Origin of the sequence: Aequorivita vitellina, from assembly GCF_022008365.1 — a bacterium.
Taxonomy (GTDB): Bacteria; Bacteroidota; Bacteroidia; order Flavobacteriales; family Flavobacteriaceae; genus Aequorivita; species Aequorivita vitellina.
Window position 1 is genome coordinate 1 of the sequence record NZ_JAIRBA010000078.1, and the last position, 1,655, is coordinate 1,655.

Here is a 1,655-nt window from a genome sequence, read left to right on the forward strand (position 1 = left end):
CAGTTTGTCTAATAACCCGCTCGTGTTTTTATAGTTTTTACTAAATTACATTTTTTTGGTTTAGTACATTAGTTGAAGTTGTTTTTTCGTGTTTTGCTCTAAGAATAGTGCTATCGCGCTTATAATTGAGTCCATAAGCCTTATTGTAGCTATATAAAGTTCAAAATGAGCAGTACTAGGTCGCTTTAGTATGTTCCAAATTCTCTTCAGGTTATAGGCTATAAACATTAGTCCCACATCCGCGCTAGCTCTTTGCTTGGTTTTTTTGGTGGTTATGTAGTTAAATCCCCATTGGCGTTTTATGGTTCCATAGGGATGTTCAACAATAGCCTGTCTCTTTTTATATGCCGTGGGATTTTTTAAAATACGTTGTGCATTATCTTCAATGTACTGTTGGAATTCGCTCCTTTGTATCACTTTGCCATTTATCTTTGAAGTGGTGCATAAATCTCTGACAGGGCAATTTTTACATTTGTTTGTTTTGTACTGTTTAAAACGATAGTTGCGCCCTTTATAAGTACTTCCATTACTTTTAAGGGTATTTCCCTGTGGACAGGTATAGGTGTCCTGTTGTTTATTATATATAAAATTTTCTGAGTTGTAACCTGGATCGGGAGCTTGTGAGGCTCTCCCTATGCCGGGGATGGCTACGAGTGTTTCTATGCCTAATTGGTTTGCTGTTTTAAACTCGCTCCCTGTATGGTATCCTTTATCATAAAGTGCTGTAAAAGTGTTTGTTCCCAGGATGCTTTTTGCCCGCTGTAGCATTTGACCCATTGCCTTGGAGTCATTCTCGTTGGTGACCAAATAATCAAAAGGGATATTGTGCGCTGCATCTACCGTGGTCTGCACACAGTAGGCAACTTCCGTGATATTATTGCGTATTATTAAATGTTTGCTATCGGGGTCTGAGGTCGAGATTTGTGTTTCTCCAGATTCGTTTAGTTCTTTTTCAAGTTGCTGGTATTGTTTTCTGCGTCCTTGGTGTGTATCAATATCTTTTTTAATCTCCTCTTTTTCATCATCACTCTCACTTTGCTCCAATGCCCTGTTATACTGTTCTAGCTTGTGGTCAATATAATCTAGGTGGCGTTGGATTTTCTTTTGGTTAAAATTGTTCTTCTTGCTGTTCTGTGCCCTTAATTTAGTACTATCGCCTGCAACTAATGTAGCGCCAATAAGTCCAAAATTACGGGCAATCTGTACGGTTGCAAAAAATACTTTTTTAATTGCCTTTGCATTATCCTTTCTAAAGTTGCTAATAGTATTGTGGTCTGGCGCAAGAGATTCTAATAACCACATTACTTCTATATTTCTCCGACATTCTTTCTCTAGCTGGCGAGAAGAACGTACACGGTTCATATATCCGTAGATATAGAGTTTTAAAAGTATGGATGGATGATAGGCAGGCGGTCCGTTTTCAATATGGTCCAAACGGAAACCCAGTTCCTTTAGATCCAGTTGGTCTACAAATTGATCAATGGCCCTCACACTGTTATCCGCGTCAATGGAATCTTCCAGTGATATGGGAAAAAGAGAGGTCTGTTTTCGGTCTTTTCCAGTTATATATTTCATAGCATGAAGATACAAAAAAGACAAATAATGACCATGGATTTTTTTCTTAAAGTGAGGAAGGTTATTAGACAGTCTGACGG

General features: G+C 38.2%; 1 protein-coding gene. It reads right to left on the bottom strand.

Going from position 1 to position 1,655, the window contains the following annotated elements:
- Positions 1-60: 60 nt before the first annotated feature.
- Positions 61-1,575 carry an IS1182 family transposase gene (locus tag K8089_RS15995; RefSeq protein ID WP_237604296.1) on the bottom strand — a complete coding sequence of 505 codons (1,515 nt, stop codon included), beginning with the start codon at positions 1,573-1,575 and terminating at the stop codon, positions 61-63.
- Between the last annotated feature and the right edge of the window lie 80 nt (positions 1,576-1,655).

Coding starts and splice junctions, on each gene's coding strand:
- K8089_RS15995 (WP_237604296.1), bottom strand. CDS start 1,575: ATGAAATATATAACTGGAAAAGACCGAAAACAGACCTCTCTTTTTCCC.